The organism is Sphaerisporangium sp. NPDC004334 (genome assembly GCF_053602655.1).
In genome coordinates, this window is the sequence record NZ_JBSGDZ010000003.1 from 356,802 (window position 1) to 372,015 (window position 15,214).

Consider the following 15,214-nt stretch of genomic DNA (forward strand, 5'->3'; position numbering starts at 1 on the left):
GTTTGCCCGGCGTCCGCACAACGCGCGGATCGCGGAAGTTACCTCTCCGGCCTTGAGGAATCGAGGGGATTCCAGTGAAGATCTACTTCGCAGGCTCGATCAGGGCGGGGCGTGACGACGTCCCCACGTACCAAGCGCTGATCACGCACCTCAAACGGTACGGCGACGTACTCACCGAGCACGTCGGCGACTACTCGCTCTCCCTGCACGGCCAGTCGCACCTCAGCGACTCGCGCATCCACGATCGCGACCTCGACTGGCTGCGCAGCGCCGACGTGGTCGTCGCCGAGGTCAGCACGCCCAGCCTGGGCGTCGGCTACGAGATCGCCACCGCCGTCCACCGCGAAACCCCCGTCATCGCGCTGTACCGCGGCGAGCGCGACAGGCTGTCGGCGATGATCGCCGGCAGTTCCGGGGTGGCGACGGTCGCGTACACCGACCTTCCCCAGGCACTGCGCGCCCTCGACACCGAACTCGCGGAGCTGACGCGATGAGCCGCAACGTCACAGACGCGCTGGTCGGCGTGCTCGACGACATCAACGCCCGCGGCCGGACGGTCGCGGCCCGGGGCAGCGAGCAGCGCGAGATCCTGTCGGCACTGGTCACCATCGACCGGCCGAGGGAGCGGGTGCTGACGATCCCGCATCGCAACAACAACGTCTTCGCCCAGATCGCCGAGACCCTGTGGGTTCTGGCAGGGCGTAACGATCTCGACTTCCTGAGCCGTTACCTGCCCCGGGCCGCGGAGTTCTCCGACGACGGCAAAACCTGGCGCGCCGCCTACGGCCCGCGGTTGCGCGCATGGGACGAGAAGGTCGACCAGCTCGCCCAGGTCCACGCTCGCCTGGCCGAGGACGCCCACACCAAGCGAGCGGTCGCCACGATCTTCGACCCGGCCCTCGACTACGTCGACACACTGGACGTGCCCTGCAACAACTGGCTGCACTTCATCCAGCGCGACTCGACGCTCCACCTCAACGTCGCGGTCCGGGCCAACGACGCCATCTGGGGCTTCTCGGGGATCAACACCTTCGAGTGGAGCGTGCTGCACGAGATCATGGCGAGCTCGCTCGGATGGGCGGTAGGGCGCATGTCCTGGTTCGTCGGCACGATGCACATCTACGAACGCCACTACGACACCGCGAACCGGATCATGCGCCACAGCGGGATTCGCAGCGTCTACGACTTCGGAATGGCCCCGATACCCATCCAGATCGGACTCGACCAGCTGGACGACGTGTTACAGCAGGTGTTCACTGTGGAAGGCCTGGCACGCGCCGGCTCCCACCGGCAGGCCCGCGCCGAGAACGCGCTGATCCGCGACCCCTTCTTCAACGCGAGCGCCACGATGCTGCGCGCCTACCTCGCGTTCGCCGAGGGCGACGCCCCGGAAGCGGCGTTCGAGATCGTCGGCGAACTCCCTTCCTCCGACTTCCGGCTCGCGGCCATCGAGTACCTCAGCCGCAGGCTGCGCACGCGGACCGTGCCGCTGTCGCCCGTGGAACGCGACTACATGAACTACCACTGGGCGATGCGGGACGCGGTCACCGCGTTGTCGGTGTAGCCATGGCGCCATCTCCCCTGGTGCGGGCACAGAGCCGCAGGGCCGGCATCCGCCTGTTCATCCTCTCCGACGTCATCACCCAGTTCGGCGCGGGCATGGTGCTCTCGGCCAGCGCCTGGTACGTGTTCAGCGAGAGTCACAGCAACAGCCTGGTGGCCGGCGCCGCGTCCGTGAACACGGTGAGCGGCGTACTGGTCTCCATCGTGGCGGGAACGGTCGTGGACCGGTTCCGGCCGAAGTCCGTCGCGCTGGCCTCGCATGTCGTACGGATCGCCCTGATCGCGCTGCCACTGGCCCTGTTCTCGGCCTTCGGGTTCCACCCGGTGTTCGCGTTCATCCTCGCCCTGAACAACGGCATCGGGTGGAACCTCTACTTCCCCGCCTCCAAGGCGATCATCCGGCAACTGGCGGACGGCGACGGCACGGTGGGGGTCAACTCGGCCGCCGAGGTCTCCATGCAGGTCGGACTGTTCTCCTCCGGGGCCGTCGCCGGTCTGGTGTACCGGAGCGTCGGCTTCAACCCGATCCTCGTGGCGAGCGTCGTCGCCTTCGTGATCGGCATCGGGATCCTCGGCCTGGTCCGGATGCCCGAGCGGCCCGCCGCGGACACCGGTGAGGGCGAGTCGTTCGCCCGGACCTTCCGGTCCGGGTTCTCCTACCTGCGGGAGAATCCGAGGGTCCTGGTCCTCTCCCTCGTGCTGTTCTCGCCGTTCGTCGTCGCCGGCGTCTTCGCGGCCGCGCTGCCCGGCTACGTCAAGACCGACCTCGGCGCGACATCCGTCGACTACGGCGTCATCGACATGGCCTGGGGCGTCGGCGCGTGCGCCGCCGGCGTCGCCATGGTCAGGCTGACCCGGCGCGTGCGGTCTTCGGCCGTGGTGTCGGCCGGGCTGGTCGCGCTCGGCGTGTACGGGCTGGCGATGGTCGCGAACGCCTCCGTGGGGGTGGCCATCGGCTTCACCGTGCTCGCCGGCTTCAGCGCCGCCGCGACCCGCATTGTGCTGTACTCCGAGGTCATGGCGGTGGTGCCGGTGGAGTACCTCGGTCGCGTCATAGCGCTCGGCAACCTCGCGGGCCTGCTCCTGCAGACCGTCCTGGCGCAGAGCGCCGGAGCGCTGATGGACCTCACCGGCCCGCGCTACGGATTCCTGCTCGTCGCCCTGATCGGCGCTCTGGCGGTGGCGGCGTACGGCGGCGCGCGACGCGGCGCGCGGACCGCCCCGGAACGCGTCTCCGCCGAAACCTGAAGGAGGACCCAAGATGCGAGTGGCGTTCCTGCGCTCGGTGGACGTCCGTCAGGCGTTCCCGAGCCTCCACGAGGCCGTGGCCCGGCTGCGCGCGGCGGGAGACGAGGTCGCCGTGTTCCTCGTCGACGACGAGCCGGCCTGCGACCCCGGGCTCGGCGGGGTGGTCAGGCTGCCCGCCGCGAGCTCCGCGGGCGACATCGCCGCCGCCCTCGCGGCGTGGCGGCCGGACCGGGTCGTCTCGATCTCCGTACCCGACGACAAGGCGCTGCGGGACAGTTGCGTGCGGGCCTTGCTCCACGAGGGCGAGGGGACGGATGTCGTCATGCACCCCCTCGACGCGACCCACGCGCTGAGCAACAAGTGGGAGACGCGACGCGTCGTGCGGCAGCTCGGCCTCGGGGTGGCGCCGGGTTTCCTGATCTCCGGCGACCTGCTGCGCCGGCGCGGTGTCACCTACGACGCCTACCGCGACTACCTGGGCCTTCAGCTCCGGTCGCTGTCCTACCCCGTGGTGTGCAAGCCGGTCTGGGACTCGATGGCCCAGGGCATCCGGAAGTTCGAGCGTCCTGCCGACGTCGAACGCTGGCTCGCGGACGATCCGCCGGAGGTGGACACCATCGTCGAGGAGTACCTCGCCGGCGAACTGTTCGGCATCGAGGTCGTGGGACGCGACGGCGTCTACTGGTGCCAGCCGCTGGTCCGCAAGTGCATCGGGCACGGAGAGGACCTCGTCCCGTTCAACCACATACGGTTCGGCCCCGTGACCGACGCGCGGTACGCGCCGGACCTGTTACGCGGCCGCGTGCAAGCCGCCGCCGCGGCCCTGGAACTGTGCGGCAGCGCCGAGTTCGAGCTGATGTGGTGGCGCGGGCGGTTCCACGTCATCGAGGTGAACCCCCGCGTGTCCGGCATGACGAACCTGTCGATCGCGATCTCTGGAGTGAACACCTACACGGCGCTGGCGACCGGCACCAGGCCGAGGCAGCGCCGTCCGGAGTTCGTCGCCGAGGTCCCCCTGATCGCCATGGACGCCGCGCGCCGGGACGAGATCGCCGCGATCACCGGTGTCCGCTCGGTCGAGGGAGTGACCTACCACGACGGTTCCACCCAGTGGAAGATGCTCCTGGCCGCGGACGACGCGGAAGCCGCGCTCAAAGCGCTGACCGCCATCGCCCACGCCCACGGAGTGATCGCACCGCGAACCCTCGCCGAGTTCGCGGCGTCACTCACCCGGTCGAACCCCATCGAGGCCTACGCGCCCTGACCAGCGGGTCCGTCCGGTCCCACCGACCGTCGCCATGGCCGTACGGGCCGGACCGTCTTATGGGCTGATGTAGTGGTGGAGGAGAGCCGGTTCGCCGGCTGCGTTGGTCCAGTCGGCGCGGCTGCTGCCGACTCTGCGCCAGCCGGACCGTTCGTAGAACGCGATGGCCGCCTCGCCCTCCGAGGAGACCTCCAGCTTGAGCGGGCGTCCCGCTGCGGCGCGGACCGTGTCGAGGAGACGACCGGCCAGGCCGCGTCCACGTGCCGCCGGGGTCACGAACAGGCGGGTGATCTCCGCGTCGTGGGTGAGACCCACGTGGCCGAGCACGGCGCCTGTCTCGATCGCCATCCAGGCCGCTGTCAGATCGACCGGCGTGAGCCAGCCCCACGGGTCGTCGGGCCACTCCACCGGATAGCGGTCGGCGGCCTGGACCTGGGCGAGTGCCTCGACACAGGCGTCCCCATCCTCCAGGGTCCTGAGGCGTATTCTCACGCGGGCCAGCTTAAGGTGGCCGCTTGCCAGGAACCATCATCCGCACCGGTCAGCGCCGGTGAACCACGTGGACCTCGATGCGAATCGCCGTGTCCGACGAGCGGATGGTCACGGTGACCGTACCGCCGGCCTCTCCTGAACGCGCGTGTCCGAGCGAGTTGGTGACCAGCTCGCTCACCGCGCGGGTGGACGAAAACTCCAGCTGTAGAGCGTGATCTTCATGCTGGATGGCTACGCAGCAGCACCGGTCGGGGAGCTGCCCCTGTGTGAACCGTTAGCGTCTGGACATGGCAATCGACCAGTTCTCGACCTCTACCGAGCGGGAGGCCCTTTGCGGCTTTCTCGACAAGCAGCGCGCCGATCTGCTTCGGAAGGTCGAAGGTGTCTCTGACACGGATGCCCGCATGACTCCGACGGTGAGCGCATTGTCCTTGCTGGGCCTGCTCAAACACTCGGCCCTTTGGGAGCGCAGGTGGTTTCAGATCGTCGTTGCGGGGCGGGCACTTCCCGGCGAGTGGACCCAAGCAGAGGTCCAGGGCTGGAGAGACGAAGACTTCCGTGTTGACGAGCGGGACACGGTGAAGCACTGGACGGCCTTCTTCGAGGAGCAGGTGGCCATCTCGCGGGAGATCGTCGCGGGCATGTCACTGGAGGATCCGTGCAGTCTGCCCGCCCTGGCGGACCGGAACCTGCGTTGGGTCCTGCTTCACATGATCGAGGAGACGGCCCGGCACGCCGGTCATGCGGACATCATTCGCGAGAGTCTCGACGGCAGCCGCGGTATATAGCGCTCCTCCGCAAGCTCGACCTGGGGCAGGGGCCTGCTGACGACACCAGTACGGCCATCGTTGATCATCGAAGACTGAAAATCACGCGGTGGCCGCAGGTCACAACGTAGACCCCGCTCGATGGCAGGATGCATTCGAATGCCTGATGGGCCGGATGGCGGGCCGGTTCAAGCGGGTCGAGCCCCGGCGCCGGGTCCGGCGATCGGTGCTCGGGCTCCTGTCGGACCTGCCGCGCAAGAACTGCTGGACGATCGCCGAGTGGGCCGGGGATTCCACCCGGGATGCCATGCAGCACCTGCTCAGCCGGTCCAAGTGGGACGCCGACGCCGTCCGCGACCAAGTGCGTGGATAGGTAGTGGAGCACCTGCAAGACGAGCGGACGGTGCTGGTGGTCGAGGAGACCGGCGATGTGAACAAGGGCATCGGCACGATCGGCGTGCAGCGCCGGTACACCGGCACCGCAGGCAGAATCGGCGTGTCGGTGGACGAAGAAGGTGAGCTTGTTCTCAGGTCGACCTTCAGCACCAAACCTGCCTCGAAGCAGCAGTTGGCCATCGTCCGCCTGGCATTCGATGATCCCGCATTCAGGAAGAAAGCCCTGCAGACGGCGAAGAGAGCACTTGAATATCTCCGTGATAATCATCCGGACAGTAAAGAAATAAAGGGCCTTGAGGGCTTGATCGATGAACTATCGTAAAATAGTGGGTCAAATGCTTATGAAAGAGATCGTCGATTTCGCCAGTACGGGTGCTCTCGGGGATCTCAGAGTCGGGGACCCCGTGGCGAAAGCATTCCGCGTTCTCGGTGCCCTAGACACAGAGACTTCAGCGTCGGAAGAAGAGATATACGCTTTCGCGGACATTCAGATTTTCCAAAACGCGCAGCGCGGTTGTCTGGTATATGGCAATAGAGCCCAGCGGGGATTCGTGGATTTTCCGCCCGGCCCCTACGGGTCGATAAGACTTCCTACTCCGCGCCGCAGTGACCTGCTCGCGGCGTTGCATGACCGCGGCGAGGAAATTCTGGAAACGCAGCCCTATGTGTGGGATCAAACGTGGTGGCAGGTGATTGGGTCGGGCGTCTTGCTGCACTTCGATGAAGATGGACTCCTCGATAGTGCGGTAAAGGAGGATATATCCCTGAAAATCTAGTTGATTGTGATTCTGTTCAGGCTATCGGCGATAAGGGAGGCGTCCGGCTTCCTTTGCGAGCTACCGTTATGGATGCACTTCTGAGTAGCGTCCCCCACCTCCGTGCATGGGGCGCTCCGGCTCAGGGCGGGTCTTCTCCGGGGGTTCGCCCTGTGGCCTCCGGCCAACTGCGGGCCGGGCCGGCGCGGCACATCGGCTCGCGCTGGTCGCCGTTGCTCGCTGGGACCGGCAACCGAAGCCGTCAGCACGCTGCGGGGTCTCTGTCTTGCTGACCTGGTGGCGACGAGCACCGGACGATGGCTAGGTTGCACCAGAGGGTCGCGTTCAGACCGTGGTGGATCGTGCCCCATTCTTTGGCCAGTGCGCTGATGATCTGCAGCCTTCGTCCGCCCTCGGCTTCCGGTTCGTCCCGTACGTTGAATCAACGCCTACGCGGCATTCTGCGCCTTCGACGCCAACCCGATCGACGTGATCGACCCCGATCGACTCGGCTCGCAGCGTTGTGTGACCCCCGGGTCGTGGCCGACGCGGCGGACTTCTCCAATACTCCGAGCGGTAGATCGAGAAGATTGAGCTCATTCCAATCTGGCTGCCCTGGTCCTCATGGCTTCACACGGAGAGTGGTGGCGGTTGAGAGGAAGCTCCCGATGACAGCAGTCGACCAAGATCCCATGCCTCAACCGGGAGCCACGCTGACGGGTGCCTCTCTACGGCCGCTGGCACAGGCTGATGGCTTGCAACCCCTGGTTGCGCGGGAACCCCAACTGCACTCCCCCACTCGTCAGCACCCCGACAACGTCCGGCGGCGGATTAGGGTCAAACTCCCAGCCGACATCCGCATCATCGAGAGCCGCGCACACATCTTCAAGGGGTCTGTTCCAGCGGAGAACCCACGGATCGAGACTGAAGGCCCCGCCACCAGCCGGAATCTCGAAAGTATCCGTATAGATCAGCCAGACCTGATCAGTCGACTGGTCGAAGTGGAACTCGATGTCACCGAACACCCAAATATCTTGGAAGTGCGGCCGTCTCTTCGACATGACCGCATAATCGTCAGGCTCGCCGAACACGTCCCTGATGAACTTGCGCGATGCCCCCAACTCAACAGGACCGAAGCGACCCGACCGGAGCATCGTCAGCAACGAGACGTTCATCATCACAGGTCTCCAGGCAGCATCTATTACAGAGCGCTTCCATACCTGGTGGCTCTGGTCACCATGGCTTCACGGAGAGCGTAGCGGGATGAGAGAAGGCTCCCGATAAGACGGCAGCGACCAAGATCCGATGCCCAACCGGGAGCCTCGTTGCTGTCTTACCGTGCCTCGATGCCACTGTCCAACCACACCCTGATGCGCCTGGCCGAACTCATCCGCGTTGCGCTGGCGGACGACGTGCACGCCGCCGTCGAGCGCGCATCCCGACTGGCTCACACCCTCCTCGACGGCACCCTTATCCCCATCGACCGCCTCGCCGATGAACGGCCGCACTACAGCGGGAAGCACAAGCAGGACGGGATGAACATGCAACTGCTGGCCGATCCCGCGGTCTGGCTGGTGTGGGCCTGACCTGCGCTGCCAGGCTCCGTTCACGACATCACCGCCGCTCGGACGGTCGGCCTGATCCACGCCTTGGCCAGCGCAGGCGTGAAGACCTTTGCGGACAAGGGCTATCAAGGTGCGCGCGGCACGATCCGGACGCCGTTCAAGCGGCACCGCCAGCGGCCTTGGTTGTCGCGTGGGCAGCAGGACATCAACGGGGCCCATGCCCGATCCGAGCTATCGGTGAGAGTGCTGTTGCAGAAAGGCGAACCCGGCCAGAATGCCCACAAATTGGGAGTGGGATTCAGCGATCTATTGAAGGGCGCGTCAAGTAGGCGATTGCCCGTTTCGCAGATGGCCATCATGTAATCAGTATGGATCGCGTTGGGCTGAGATGCGCGAAACGTGCGGTGCTGTAACGTCATTTACATATTGGAATATTTAGTGCAAACGGTGCGTATACCATAAATGCCGCGCGGGGCGTGCAGCGGTTGGCGCCGGTACTCCGTGCTTCTCGGTATCGGCCGGGCGTTCCAACCGGCGGACGAAGCGTGCATCGATCAAGTGGACCGGGCGGCGGCTGGATCGATCGGGCCGGAAGCGGGGCTCTGGTTGACTTCGCCGGGATCGGGCGCGATCATGATGCGGTCAATTGATCGACAGGTCAGCGCCGTGGTGGTCGGTGGGTGCGCTGGCCGAGCCCGTCTTGTCATGGGCCCGGCCGCATCCCCCGCGTACAGCACGGGTGGTTCTGCGTCGTCGGGTCCATGACCGGACCCGACTCGACCAGGAGAACCCATGTCCGACCACGTCTCCGACACCCGGCCGTCGGCGGCCGGCTATCAGCCCGACCCGGCCGCCGAGACCCGGATGCTCATCGACGCGTTCTTCGCGGCGTTGTCCGATGCCGTCACCGGGCAAGACGACCTGATCGCGCGGCTGCGTGCGAAGCACGAGCGGCTGCTCGCCGACCAGCGGCACCGTGTCATCGACGAGGCATCCGCCTTCAATCTCGCGCTCAGCCTGGCCGTGCTGGCCGGCTACCAGGAACTCGCACCGCAGTACCGTGACGACGAGCTGCATGCGCTGCTGCGAACGGCCTTCGTCGAGCCCATGCGGGCCACCGTTCAGCAGGCGACCGCCGCCGCGCTGGACGCCGCCGCCGACCCGTTCGCCGCGATGGTGGACATCAGCAGGCTGCGGGAGCGGTACGCCTTCGGCGCCGGGTTCACCTTCACCCATCCACGGGACGATGACGGTCACTACGTCGCCCAGGTGGAACGCTGTTACTACCACGACGTCCTGTCCGCCAACGGCGCCGCGCATCTCACTCCGGTGTTCTGCGCCTTCGACGCCAACTGGATCGACGTCATCGACCCCGAGCGCCATGGCTTCGCGTTCGACCGACCCACCACCATCGGCACCGGCGGCCAGAACTGCCCGTTCCGGTTCCGCCGCACCGACACCCCGGCTGAGGACTGACGCCCGGCTACTCGCTCTTTTTCGATCTCCGCCCGAGGAAGAGCGAGCGGCCGTCGTCAGCGCCTTGCGCCCAGTGGAGAAGGCTGGCGCCCGCACATGATCGCGACCGCACCGACTGACAGCGGGCATGCGTCAGCGCGCTGCGGGATCTCTGGTCTGATGACCTGGTGGCGAGGAGGACCGGGCGATGGCTATGTCGCACCAGAGGGTCACGTTCGGACCTTGGTGGATGGTGCCCCATTCTTTGGCCAGTGCGCTGATGATCTGCAGCCCTCATCCGCCCTCGGCTTCCGGCTCTGATTCATGGGCTGTTGCAGTCCGAGGCGTACGCCCGCTCCGTCATCCGTTCGGGCTTGATGTCTCTGGCGCCGGAGGGGGCTGCGCTGCAGAACGAAGAGGGGGGCGAACTTCGCCTCGTGCGCGACTCGAAGTATACGGCGGGGCCGGTGATCGCCTTCAGGCCTGTTGTCTGGAGGGCGTTCATCGGCGGCATCAAAAATGGCTGGGCGGATCGGACGGGGTAGTCTCGCGATTCTCGGCGCTTGTCCCATCCATGGGTGCGCGCGCCTCCTACTCCGTTCGAAAGGCGCTTATGCTTGACAGCGCAGGTGAGAGGCTCGCGTTGCCCGAGATGGCGGCCCTTCTGTGCTACCTGGCAGCGGTGGGGGTGCTCACCTGGGTGACCATGGAAGGTCTGCTGGGGGACTCCGCCTACGGATTTGTGCTGATGTTGCTGATGGCCTTCCCCGTGTCGATCGCCACCCTGCTCGTCGGACTTCCCCTGACTCCCGTCGTGGAGGCGCAGTCGTACGACGTCAGGCAGGTCGTCTACTACGTGGAGCTTGCCGGACCAGGCGTGATGTTGGCCGTCATTCTCTTCATACTGCTCAAGGGCGTGCGTAGTCGGGCCGTGGGCCGTGGTCTCACGTGGTTCGCCACCGCGTGCGTCCTGGTGTCCGGAATGGCGATCGTTCTCGACGACTGGGAACCGCGTCGTCCATACGGCTGGCCCCTGCTGGTCTGCGGTCTCGGAATGGCGGCGGGTCTCATCACCGGGCGCCGAGGTGCCTTGACCCGAGATGTACAAAGCGAGTGAGCATTCGCGATCGCCTTCGCCGTCCGCAACCTGCCACTTTGCAGGTCCGGCGGATTGCAGGTGCCGCAGGACGGCTCGCAGCGCTGATATTGGGCTGGACCGGTCGATGTCGATGGTCGTTCAAATAGCGCAGGTCCCCCTTGGGGGCATGAAGTGAAGCCGGGTTGACCTCCGCAGGGGGTAGCCCGGCTTTTGCGTTTCATGTGTCGTGACGGCTCGCTGTCCACATACGGTCCACCTGTGCTTATGAGCTCTCCATTCAGTGCGGGCAGTTCGGTTGTGGGTCTGACGTCGGCATCCGTAGAGCACAGGCCGACGTTCTCGCTTTCAGAGTCACGCAACAGGTGGTGGCCGCCGATCACATCCGCTCCATGAGCCGATGTGGTCATGGGCGGGGCAACCCGGTTCGGGGATCGATGCGTCACCACGGAGGACAGGGTGGATGAGGTGGCCTCCGGGTGACGTGGTCGGGGTGCCGGTGGGCGGGAGGATGCGGGTGGCCGATCGGGCGTTGTATGAGGATTTCGTGGTGGCGAGGTCCGACCGGCTGTTACGTACGGCCTACCTGCTGACCCGCGACTGGGGGGTGGCGGAGGACCTGCTGCAGGAGTCCCTGGCCAAGGCGTGGTTCGCCTGGCCGGGCGTGGAGGAGCCCGAGGCGTACGTGCGCAGGGTGCTGGTCACCACCTACACCTCGTGGTGGCGCAGGCGGTGGCGGCGGGAGGTGCCCCGCGACGACTTTCCCGACATGCCCGCCCCGGAGGGGGCCGGCGATCTCGCCGAGCGCGAGGCGCTCTGGCGGGCCGTGGGACGGCTGCCCGCCCGGCAGCGTGCCGTGGTGGTGCTGCGCTTCTACGAGGACCTGCCGGTGGCCGAGGTGGCGCGGCTGATGGACTGCGAAACCGGCACCGTCAAGAGCCAGACGGCCAAGGCGCTGGCCAAGCTGCGCGTGGACGACTCGGTCGTGAAGGAGTTGTACCGATGACCGTACAAGATCTGCGGGACGTCCTGCGCTCCCATGGTGAAGGCCCGGCCCCCGCCAACCCCGTCCGGAACGAGCAGGTCCAGGCACGCATCCGCAGGATACGGCGGCGCAGACGCGCGGTTGCCGCGGGCGCGGCGTTGAGCGCGGTCGCGGTGCTGAGCCTGGTCTTCCTGCCGGGGCGTGCCCAGCCGGGTCCCGACGCGGTGGCGGTCGCCCCGTCGCCAGGCCGGACGTCTACGCAGGGGGCTGGTCCCGCGCAGCGACCGGATCCGCTGCCTGAGGCGTTCACCGCCGCCGACGGCGCCGAGTACCGGCGCCTGGCCGTGGCGGCCGTCGCGGCCGGCGGCTCCAGGAAGGCCACCGTGATGGTGCCGGTCACGGGCGGGCCGCTGGACGTCGCGGCGGCCTGCTCCGGGGGCGTCCGATCAAGTATGGGGGTGCGGATCCGTATCGGCGGCAAGCCGGTGTCCGCGGCCCCCTGGGACCTCCTGCCGTGCGGGAAGGGCAGGCTTTTGGCGCCGCTGACCGTGCCCGGGGGCGCCGGCGAGCGGATCAGGGTCTCCTTCGAGCTGGTCGACCGGCTGGGGGGCTGCGTTGTGGCGAAGGGCTCCTGTGTGCCGCCGGAGAACGGGAAGGTCGCCTTCTCGCTGGCCGTGTACGAGTGGGCGCCGCCCGAGCGCCCGATCGAGCCGCCGGCGCCGCGGGCCCTGCCCGCGCTGCGGGGCTACCGGCTAGCCGACTCCCGGACGGGCACCTGGCCGCGGGACAGGTCACTGGCGTTCGACGTGTTCGGCGATGGAAAGCCGCTCGGCATCGACCAGATCTGCACCGGGGACGTGGCCCCACGACTGTGGTTCACGATCCAGGTGAACGGCCGCCTCGCCTCGCGGGGCACGTGCGCCGTGTGGACGAGCGGGCCGTTCCCGATGGCGCTGGCCGAGCTGGAGGTACCGAAGGGAAGGAAGGCGACCCTCACCGTGAAGCTCAGTATGTCGCCCGAGGCGCCGAACCGCCCGGTCCGGTGGTCGGTCGGCCTCTGGCGCCGCCGGTAGATCGTCAAGAGTCACGGACGTGCGGCGGCGGAGGTCATTCGATGACCGGATCGTCCAGTACGTGGGGGAGGACGCGGGCCTGGAAGGCGTCGGGGTCGGGGCTGGACAGGCCGGCCATGGTCACCAGCGCCTTCCACAGCGCCCATCCGCGTGCGCGCCTCCAGGCATCGTCGGACAGGCCGGCCGCCTTGCGGAAGATCTTCCGCTCGTCACCGGTGAAGTACGTCCAGGCCATGACGAGGTCACACGCGGGGTCGCCGACCCCGCAGGTGCCGAAGTCGATGACCGCCGACAGCCTCCCGCCCGTGGTGAGCAGGTTGCCGACGGCCACGTCCCCGTGGAACCAGACGGGTGGGTGCGGCCAGGCGGAGGTCAGCGCGCTCGCCCAGACGGCCTCACAGGCGGCCACGTCGACCACTCCCTTGAGCCGGTCCAGGGCGTGCTCGACCTGGTCGCCGTAGGCGCTGAGGTGACAGCCCCGGAAGTAGGAGTGCCGCCCGGCCGCCGGCCCGTGGTCCGCAGGGACGTGCCTCAGCGCGGTCAGGAAGCCTCCGAGGTCCCGTGCCAGATCAGATCGGTCGAGGTCGGTGGCCCCCTCGACGGTGCCTCCGGGCAGCCAGCGCCGTACCGACCAGGGGAACGGATACCCGGCCGCCGGACGTCCCGCCGCGACCACCGCAGGCACGGGCAGGGGGAGATGCGGGGCCAGGACGGGCAGGCAGCGGTTCTCCTTCTCGACGGCGGCGACGTAGCCTTCGGCGCTGGGCAGGCGCACGGCCAGCCGGTCACCGAGCCGGAAGGTCCGGTTGTCCCAGCCCTGGCGGGCCACCGGCTCGACCGGCAGGTCGCTCCACTCGGGGAACTGATCGGCGACCAGGGCGCGTACGAGGTCGGCGGTTATGTCGATCACGGTCAGACCTGGTGCCGTTTCTGTACGACGGTGGTGCGTCCGGGAGCGGGACGAGCGGGGTCCGCGCCCCGCCGGACAGGAAGCCTACGCGCGGAGTGGTGCGGACGACATCCGATTTTCGGACGGGTCCGGTCGGCTCACCTGGCGTGGTGGGCTCAGCAGTGTTGGCCGTTGGCGTAGTCGATGGTCGGGAAGTAGGTCACGTTCTGGCAGAAGTAGCTGCCGGACGGGATGGTGATGGTTCCGTAGGTGCCGGTGCCCGACCCGGTGCAGCCGCTGGCGGTGATGTAGTAGCCCAGCAGGTCGGACAGGAGGAACCGGTTGCCGCTCGTGCAGGTGTAGTGGGCGTCCATGGCCATGGCGGGCGCGACGGTGAGGGCACTCGCGAGCATGGCCGTGGCGCAGACGGCGGCCATGCGCTTGACCAGAGCATTCATCAGGCGCTCCTTCCGGGGGGTACGGACGCGTGCATCCTTACCCGAGGTGCCTTGCCCTGATCTGGTAGGAGGTGTCCAGATGCGGTCAGCTCCCGGACGCGGCACGGCGGTGGTTCGACGGCGGTGGTTCGACGGCGGCGGTCCCGACGGCGAGGGCGTGGCCTACCGGGCCGGTGACCTACTGAGCTCGCGACCTATGGGCCCCGTGACCTGCCGGGCCCGCAACTCCACCCGGCCGGTTCACAGAGGGTTCCGCGTCCAGCCTGGGAGCCGTCAGTGTTCGGCGGTGGGGGCGTAGGTGGGGGTGTAGGTGGTGGCGTAGTAGTCGCAGAGGTCGGTGAGGGGGCAGGTTTCGCAGCGGGGGCGGCGGGACTGGCAGATGGTGCGGCCGTGGACGATCAGGGCGATGTGGAGTTCGTGCCGGATCTCCGGAGGGACGCGGGGGGCCAGGAGCCGGTGCGCCTTCTCGGCGGTGGTGCCGGGCGGGATCCAGCCGAGCCGGCCGGTGACGCGGTGGACGTGGGTGTCGACGGGGAACGCGGGGCGCCCCATCGAGAAGACCAGCACACAGGCGGCCGTCTTCGGGCCGACGCCGGGCAGTGAGGTGAGGTAGGACTCCACGGCCTGGTCGTCGAGATCGTCCAGGCGGCCGAGGTCGATGCGGCCCTCCCGTTCCTCGATGACGGCCAGGATGTGCTGGATGCGCCGGGCCTTCTGGTCGGCGATGCCGCCGCACCTGATCGCGTCGGCGACCTCGTCGACGGGGGCGTCGGCGGCCTGCTCCCAGCTCGGGAAGCGGGTCTTCAACGTGGCGAACGCCCGCTCGGAGTTGCGGTCGGAGGTGGCCTGCGAGAGCACGGTGGCCACCACCTGGTCGACGACGGGCAGCGCCTTGCCCGGGACGAAGGGCCCCTGCCGGGCGCGCAGCCGGCGGAGCACCTCTTCGATGGTCTCGCGATCAGCCTCGGTCATCTCCCGCCTTTCTCACCGGTCGTTCCGCACTGCCCATGATCGTGGCGGCGCATGCGGCGGGGCCGGTGTCGGATCCGGTTCGTCGCCGCCCGCTGTATTCGATCATGGCGGCACATGTGGTGCGGGGGGCGTGATAGTCGAATTGTCCAGGTGCTTCGCCGGTTCGACCATTCCTGTGACCTTCTAGCTGGGCTCATAGTTACCTCACCTGAACGGACGTACCTCGGTGAAGTCCA

Annotated in this window: 17 protein-coding genes and 2 pseudogenes; 13 read left to right on the forward strand and 6 right to left on the reverse strand. The window is 67.5% G+C overall.

Going from position 1 to position 15,214, the window contains the following annotated elements:
* Positions 1-74: 74 nt before the first annotated feature.
* From ACWEN6_RS05160 to ACWEN6_RS05175, 4 genes are read left to right on the forward strand one after another with little or no spacing between them, the layout of a single operon-like run.
* Positions 75-494 carry a nucleoside 2-deoxyribosyltransferase gene (locus ACWEN6_RS05160; protein ID WP_452569043.1) on the forward strand — a complete coding sequence of 140 codons (420 nt, stop codon included), beginning with the start codon at positions 75-77 and terminating at the stop codon, positions 492-494.
* A complete protein-coding gene (locus ACWEN6_RS05165) occupies positions 491-1,564 on the forward strand; it encodes a thymidylate synthase (RefSeq protein WP_452569044.1) in 1,074 nt (357 codons plus the stop codon). The genes ACWEN6_RS05160 and ACWEN6_RS05165 overlap by 4 nt, the downstream gene beginning before the upstream one ends.
* Before the next feature lie 2 nt (positions 1,565-1,566).
* Positions 1,567-2,811 carry an MFS transporter gene (locus ACWEN6_RS05170; protein WP_452569045.1) on the forward strand — a complete coding sequence of 415 codons (1,245 nt, stop codon included), beginning with the start codon at positions 1,567-1,569 and terminating at the stop codon, positions 2,809-2,811.
* A 13-nt stretch (positions 2,812-2,824) separates the two neighbouring features.
* The gene (locus tag ACWEN6_RS05175; protein ID WP_452569046.1) at positions 2,825-4,075 is read left to right on the forward strand and encodes an ATP-grasp domain-containing protein; all 1,251 of its coding nucleotides are present in this window, start codon (positions 2,825-2,827) and stop codon (positions 4,073-4,075) included.
* Between the two features lie 57 nt (positions 4,076-4,132).
* On the opposite strand, the gene ACWEN6_RS05180 is transcribed toward ACWEN6_RS05175, so the two are convergent.
* Positions 4,133-4,567, reverse strand: coding sequence for a GNAT family N-acetyltransferase (locus ACWEN6_RS05180; RefSeq protein WP_452569047.1), 435 nt, complete (start codon positions 4,565-4,567; stop codon positions 4,133-4,135).
* Between the two features lie 49 nt (positions 4,568-4,616).
* Positions 4,617-4,745, reverse strand: a complete 129-nt coding sequence (locus ACWEN6_RS05185) for a hypothetical protein (RefSeq protein ID WP_452569048.1) — start codon at positions 4,743-4,745, stop codon at positions 4,617-4,619.
* A gap of 109 nt (positions 4,746-4,854) precedes the next feature.
* On the opposite strand from ACWEN6_RS05185, the gene ACWEN6_RS05190 reads away from it, so the two are divergent.
* The 3 genes and pseudogenes from ACWEN6_RS05190 to ACWEN6_RS05200 all read left to right on the forward strand — a co-directional run bounded on the left by ACWEN6_RS05190 (position 4,855) and on the right by ACWEN6_RS05200 (position 6,506).
* Positions 4,855-5,355: a DinB family protein gene (locus tag ACWEN6_RS05190; RefSeq protein ID WP_452569049.1), complete on the forward strand. Its 501-nt coding sequence runs from the start codon at positions 4,855-4,857 to the stop codon at positions 5,353-5,355.
* Positions 5,356-5,443: 88 nt separating this feature from the next.
* Positions 5,444-5,827: pseudogene (locus ACWEN6_RS05195) on the forward strand (transposase); the annotation flags it as partial.
* Positions 5,828-6,038: 211 nt separating this feature from the next.
* A complete protein-coding gene (locus tag ACWEN6_RS05200) occupies positions 6,039-6,506 on the forward strand; it encodes a hypothetical protein (protein ID WP_452569050.1) in 468 nt (155 codons plus the stop codon).
* 707 nt (positions 6,507-7,213) lie between these two features.
* Here ACWEN6_RS05200 and ACWEN6_RS05205 read toward each other — a convergent pair.
* A complete protein-coding gene (locus ACWEN6_RS05205; RefSeq protein ID WP_452569051.1) occupies positions 7,214-7,663 on the reverse strand; it encodes a hypothetical protein in 450 nt (149 codons plus the stop codon).
* A 147-nt stretch (positions 7,664-7,810) separates the two neighbouring features.
* On the opposite strand from ACWEN6_RS05205, the pseudogene ACWEN6_RS05210 reads away from it, so the two are divergent.
* The 6 genes and pseudogenes from ACWEN6_RS05210 to ACWEN6_RS05235 form a co-directional block, all read left to right on the forward strand.
* Positions 7,811-8,304: pseudogene (locus tag ACWEN6_RS05210) on the forward strand (transposase family protein); the annotation flags it as partial.
* Between the two features lie 538 nt (positions 8,305-8,842).
* Positions 8,843-9,526, forward strand: a complete 684-nt coding sequence (locus tag ACWEN6_RS05215) for an L-2-amino-thiazoline-4-carboxylic acid hydrolase (RefSeq protein ID WP_452569052.1) — start codon at positions 8,843-8,845, stop codon at positions 9,524-9,526.
* A gap of 356 nt (positions 9,527-9,882) precedes the next feature.
* On the forward strand, positions 9,883-10,050 hold the full coding sequence (locus ACWEN6_RS05220) for a DUF397 domain-containing protein (RefSeq protein ID WP_452569086.1): 168 nt from the start codon (positions 9,883-9,885) through the stop codon (positions 10,048-10,050).
* A 68-nt stretch (positions 10,051-10,118) separates the two neighbouring features.
* Positions 10,119-10,622, forward strand: a complete 504-nt coding sequence (locus ACWEN6_RS05225) for a hypothetical protein (protein WP_452569053.1) — start codon at positions 10,119-10,121, stop codon at positions 10,620-10,622.
* A gap of 442 nt (positions 10,623-11,064) precedes the next feature.
* Positions 11,065-11,607 carry a SigE family RNA polymerase sigma factor gene (locus tag ACWEN6_RS05230; RefSeq protein WP_452569054.1) on the forward strand — a complete coding sequence of 181 codons (543 nt, stop codon included), beginning with the start codon at positions 11,065-11,067 and terminating at the stop codon, positions 11,605-11,607.
* Positions 11,604-12,659 carry a hypothetical protein gene (locus ACWEN6_RS05235; protein ID WP_452569055.1) on the forward strand — a complete coding sequence of 352 codons (1,056 nt, stop codon included), beginning with the start codon at positions 11,604-11,606 and terminating at the stop codon, positions 12,657-12,659. Before ACWEN6_RS05230 ends, ACWEN6_RS05235 begins: the two co-directional genes overlap by 4 nt.
* 34 nt (positions 12,660-12,693) lie before the next feature.
* Here ACWEN6_RS05235 and ACWEN6_RS05240 read toward each other — a convergent pair whose 3' ends face one another.
* The 3 genes from ACWEN6_RS05240 to ACWEN6_RS05250 form a co-directional block, all read right to left on the reverse strand.
* The gene (locus ACWEN6_RS05240; protein ID WP_452569056.1) at positions 12,694-13,569 is read right to left on the reverse strand and encodes an aminoglycoside phosphotransferase family protein; all 876 of its coding nucleotides are present in this window, start codon (positions 13,567-13,569) and stop codon (positions 12,694-12,696) included.
* Positions 13,570-13,724: 155 nt separating this feature from the next.
* Entirely contained in the window at positions 13,725-14,006 is a 282-nt protein-coding gene (locus ACWEN6_RS05245) for a hypothetical protein (protein WP_452569057.1), read from the reverse strand.
* A gap of 273 nt (positions 14,007-14,279) precedes the next feature.
* Positions 14,280-14,978: an endonuclease III domain-containing protein gene (locus tag ACWEN6_RS05250; RefSeq protein WP_452569058.1), complete on the reverse strand. Its 699-nt coding sequence runs from the start codon at positions 14,976-14,978 to the stop codon at positions 14,280-14,282.
* Positions 14,979-15,214: the final 236 nt, after the last annotated feature.

Bases quoted from the DNA above. Each gene is read 5' to 3' on its own strand.
- ACWEN6_RS05165 (WP_452569044.1), top strand. From the start codon at position 491: ATGAGCCGCAACGTCACAGACGCGCTGGTCGGCGTGCTCGACGACATC.
- ACWEN6_RS05170 (WP_452569045.1), top strand. From the start codon at position 1,567: ATGGCGCCATCTCCCCTGGTGCGGGCACAGAGCCGCAGGGCCGGCATC.
- ACWEN6_RS05175 (WP_452569046.1), top strand. From the start codon at position 2,825: ATGCGAGTGGCGTTCCTGCGCTCGGTGGACGTCCGTCAGGCGTTCCCG.
- ACWEN6_RS05190 (WP_452569049.1), top strand. From the start codon at position 4,855: ATGGCAATCGACCAGTTCTCGACCTCTACCGAGCGGGAGGCCCTTTGC.
- ACWEN6_RS05200 (WP_452569050.1), top strand. From the start codon at position 6,039: ATGAACTATCGTAAAATAGTGGGTCAAATGCTTATGAAAGAGATCGTC.
- ACWEN6_RS05205 (WP_452569051.1), bottom strand. From the start codon at position 7,663: ATGATGAACGTCTCGTTGCTGACGATGCTCCGGTCGGGTCGCTTCGGT.
- ACWEN6_RS05215 (WP_452569052.1), top strand. From the start codon at position 8,843: ATGTCCGACCACGTCTCCGACACCCGGCCGTCGGCGGCCGGCTATCAG.
- ACWEN6_RS05220 (WP_452569086.1), top strand. From the start codon at position 9,883: ATGTCTCTGGCGCCGGAGGGGGCTGCGCTGCAGAACGAAGAGGGGGGC.
- ACWEN6_RS05225 (WP_452569053.1), top strand. From the start codon at position 10,119: ATGCTTGACAGCGCAGGTGAGAGGCTCGCGTTGCCCGAGATGGCGGCC.
- ACWEN6_RS05230 (WP_452569054.1), top strand. From the start codon at position 11,065: ATGAGGTGGCCTCCGGGTGACGTGGTCGGGGTGCCGGTGGGCGGGAGG.
- ACWEN6_RS05235 (WP_452569055.1), top strand. From the start codon at position 11,604: ATGACCGTACAAGATCTGCGGGACGTCCTGCGCTCCCATGGTGAAGGC.
- ACWEN6_RS05245 (WP_452569057.1), bottom strand. From the start codon at position 14,006: ATGAATGCTCTGGTCAAGCGCATGGCCGCCGTCTGCGCCACGGCCATG.
- ACWEN6_RS05250 (WP_452569058.1), bottom strand. From the start codon at position 14,978: ATGACCGAGGCTGATCGCGAGACCATCGAAGAGGTGCTCCGCCGGCTG.